The organism is Actinosynnema sp. NPDC023658 (assembly GCF_040639995.1).
Lineage (GTDB): Bacteria > Actinomycetota > Actinomycetes > Mycobacteriales > Pseudonocardiaceae > Actinosynnema.
In genome coordinates this window covers 1-3,348 of sequence record NZ_JBFAAX010000634.1, presented here as the reverse complement: position 1 = coordinate 3,348, position 3,348 = coordinate 1, and the positions used below count along the sequence as shown (strand labels likewise).

The following is a 3,348-nucleotide window of genomic DNA, read 5'->3' as shown; positions in this document are numbered from 1 at the left end:
GTCGTCGGACCCGAGCTGCCGATCTTCCACGCGAGGTAGAGGAGGTAGGCGGCGCTGACCCAGCGGAGGATTTCGTAGACCAGCGGATAGGTGATGAACACCGAACCCAGCCCGGCGCCGACGATCGCGACCATCACGCCGAACCCGCTGGAGATGCCGATCACGTGCGGAATCGTCCGGCGGAATCCGATGTTCAATCCCGAGACCAGCAACATGACGTTGTTGGGCCCCGGGGTGACCGACGTGACGAACGCGAAGATCGCGAACGCGGTCAGCTGCTCGGTGGTGAAGATCGCCTGCGAGTCCACCGCCCCAGGCCTCCGTTCTGTAGTTGTCGCGGACCGAGCCGGTCCGGATCCCGCGGGCGCGGTCCCTGTCCCGCTCAGGTGTGCAGCGTGGTCAGTCGTCCGGTGCGGTGCGCGCCGCCGCGGTCGCGCAGCACCTCGTCGATCAACGCGGCGAGCAGGGCGGCGCGTGGCGCCATCTCCGCGAGCACGACGTGCTCGTCCCGGGCGTGCGCCCCGCCGCCGACGGCGCCGAGGCCGTCCAGGGTGGGGCAGCCGACCGCCGCGGTGAAGTTGCCGTCCGACGCACCGCCCGCCGCCACCGCTCCCGGGCGCGGCACGCCCGATGCGGACGCGACGCGGACGAGCGCCGCGTACAGCTCCGCCGACGACGAGGGTTCGAGCGGTGGGCGGTCGATGCCGCCGGAGAGCTCGACGCGGCAACCCCACCCCGCCGGTATCTCCCGCAGGCCGCGGTCGATCCGCACCAACTCGGCCTCGTCGGCCGCGCGGACGTCCAGGGTCACCGAACCCCGCTCGGGCACGACGTTGATCGCGGTGCCCGCCGACATGACGGTGGGGATCACGCGGGATCCGGCGTCGCGGTCGGAGAGCGCCGCGGCCGCGAGCGCGAACTGCGCCGCCGCCAGGGCCGCGTTCGCACCCGCGTCGGGGTCGAGGCCGGCGTGCGCGGCCCGCCCGTGCAGCGTGGCGGTGTAGCGCGACATGCCCTTGCGGGCGATCTTGACCGCGCCGTCCAACGAGGGCTCGACGATCAGGGCGGCCCGGCACCGGCGGGCGTGGTCCTGGATGATGTCCCGGGACGCGGCCGAGCCGATCTCCTCGTCGGAGTTGACCAGCAGCACCACCCCGTCGAGGCTCGGCAGGGCGGCGAGGGCCCGCAACGCCTGGACGATCCCGGCCTTGGTGTCGAAGGCCCCCGGTCCCGTCGCGATGCCGTCGCGCACGGCGAACGGCCACGACGCGAGCGTGCCGGCCGGCCACACCGTGTCGATGTGCGCGACCACCAGCACTTCCGGCTCGCCGTCGCCGGCCCAGCACAGGACCGGGTGGTCGTCGTCCCCGAGCCACCGGGGTGCCCGTCCCACCAGGTCCGTGCCCAGCCGCGCCAGCAGCCGCAGGCCGCGCCGCAGCAGTTCCGGGTCGTCCGAAGGGGTCTCGGCCTCGACCAGCGCCCGCAGCAGCTCGGTGGTGTCAGGCAACGAACTGCACCTCCCGGACCGTTTCCAACCCGTCGGTCAGGCGCACCCCGACGCCGGGCAGGTCCAACGGGCGCACCACACCGGCACCGGCCGCCGTCACCGGCACGTCCACGCCGTCGTCGGCGTAGTAGCCGGACGCCGGCGCGCAGTCGCTCGGCCAGGTCATGTTGGGCAGCGTGGCGAGGGCGACGTTCGTCCACCGCCCGACGCCGAAGTCGTACTTCGCGCCGACGAAGGTCGGGATGCCCGCGTCGCGGCACAGGTCGTGGATCCGCACGGCTTCCGCGATCCCGCCGACCCTGCCCACCTTGACGTTCATCGCCCGGCACGCGGACAGCTCGATCGCCTGGCGTGCCTCTGCGAACGAGCGCACCGACTCGTCGAGGCAGACCGGCACGTCGACGCGCCGCTGGAGCTCGGCGTTCGCGGCCAGGTGGTCGCGGGAGAACGGCTGCTCGAACCCCATCGGGCCGGTCCGGGCCATCCGCACGAACAGGTCGACGTCGGACGAGGTGTAGGCCGCGTTGGCGTCGAGGACGATCGGCACGTCGGGCAGCGCGGTCCGCAACGCGGTGACCGGCTCGACGTCCCAACCCGGCCGGATCTTGACGCGCACCCGGGCGTTGCCGCGCTCGTGCATCGCCGCCACCGACTCGATCAGTGCGTCGATCGTGTCGACGATCCCGATGGAACCGCCGTAGGTCACGTCGCGGAGGGAGCCGCCGATCACCGAGCACAGCGGCTTGCCGGACAGCCGGGCGTGCAGGTCCCAGACGGCGCACTCCAACGCCGCCTTGGTCTCCTCGTGTCCGTTGACGTGGGACCAGAGACCGGTCACCGCGCGCGGGTCGTGGTCTTCGACCGTCCACAAGAGAGGGACGAGGTAGCGCTCCAGGATGTGCCACGCCGTGTCGACGGTCTCGTAGCTGTAGTACGGCGTCTGCATGGCGGTGCACTCACCGAGCCCGCTCGCGCCGTCGCCGTCGACCTGGACGATCACCTTCGTCCAGTCGCGGAAGGTCTCCCACCGGTTCGAGAAGGGCTCGACCAGACGACCCTTGAGCATCTTGAGGCTCACCCGCTCGACGCGCATCGGCGTCACGCTGCCGTGGTGGAGCGGAAGGTGGGCGGGGAACCAGGCGGTAATCGATCGTGAGCGGCGCCGAGTCCGCGGACGGGGAATCGCGATCGCGATAATCGTGACCGCGCACCGGCACGGCGCAAAGACGTGCTCTCCACTGATCGCCCCCCAGCAGTCAGACCGACCGGGCCCCCACGGTCGTCGAGGCCGATACGCTAGTCGGGTGACGCAGAGACGCGATAGGTGCTGTGATCAGCGTCACAGTTTAACCGGCTCCTACAGCTTCGCCGACTTCGCCGGTGACGCCGTCGGCGGTCTGTTCGGTCTGGCGGTCGGAGCGTCGTTCGGATTCGCCGCGGCGCCCTACCTGACGCCTGTCGGCAGCCTCATCGGCGGAGCGCTGCTGACCGGGTGCGTGAAGGAGAGTGTGTCCAACGTGGTTACCAACACGATCACCAACCCGGACCAGGCCGTACCCCTGGGCGAGTCGGCCGGCGCGTGCGTCGGCGGCGCGGCGTTGGGGTTCCTGTGAGCCGCAGCGCCGTCATCATCGCCATCGGCGTCGTCGCGGCGGTCCTGCTGGGCGTCGCACTGCCGAGCGTCCTGGCCGGTGGGATCTCCGTGAACACCACGGCGCTCGTGGTCGTCGTGGTCGTCACGATCCTGGCGGTTGGTCTGCTGGGACGCGCAGCCAGGCGCAAGTGAGCGCGGCGTGGGGGGGGGGGGGCGCGGCGGCCCCCCCCCCCCGCCGGCCCCCCCC

Annotated in this window: 5 protein-coding genes; 2 read left to right on the top strand and 3 right to left on the bottom strand. The window is 72.0% G+C overall.

What is annotated here, in order from left to right:
• The 3 genes from AB0G02_RS32430 to menC all read right to left on the bottom strand — a co-directional run.
• On the bottom strand, window positions 1–308 hold a 308-nt coding region (locus AB0G02_RS32430; RefSeq protein ID WP_360801801.1), incomplete at its 3' end, for a LysE family translocator.
• A 74-nt stretch (window positions 309–382) separates the two neighbouring features.
• Complete coding sequence (locus AB0G02_RS32425) at window positions 383–1,507, bottom strand: M20/M25/M40 family metallo-hydrolase (protein ID WP_360801798.1); 1,125 nt, start codon at window positions 1,505–1,507, stop codon at window positions 383–385.
• Complete coding sequence (gene menC, locus AB0G02_RS32420; RefSeq protein WP_360801795.1) at window positions 1,500–2,600, bottom strand: o-succinylbenzoate synthase; 1,101 nt, start codon at window positions 2,598–2,600, stop codon at window positions 1,500–1,502. The genes AB0G02_RS32425 and menC overlap by 8 nt, the downstream gene beginning before the upstream one ends.
• Window positions 2,601–2,811: 211 nt before the next feature.
• Here menC and AB0G02_RS32415 point away from each other — a divergent pair, with 211 nt between their 5' ends.
• Both AB0G02_RS32415 and AB0G02_RS32410 read left to right on the top strand, forming a co-directional pair.
• A complete protein-coding gene (locus AB0G02_RS32415) occupies window positions 2,812–3,120 on the top strand; it encodes a hypothetical protein (protein ID WP_360801792.1) in 309 nt (102 codons plus the stop codon).
• Window positions 3,117–3,293 carry a hypothetical protein gene (locus AB0G02_RS32410; protein WP_360801789.1) on the top strand — a complete coding sequence of 59 codons (177 nt, stop codon included), beginning with the start codon at window positions 3,117–3,119 and terminating at the stop codon, window positions 3,291–3,293. The genes AB0G02_RS32415 and AB0G02_RS32410 overlap by 4 nt, the downstream gene beginning before the upstream one ends.
• Window positions 3,294–3,348: the final 55 nt, after the last annotated feature.

What these genes read in the sequence shown, in the direction of transcription:
- menC (WP_360801795.1), bottom strand. Translation starts at nt 2,600, where the DNA reads ATGCGCGTCGAGCGGGTGAGCCTCAAGATGCTCAAGGGTCGTCTGGTC.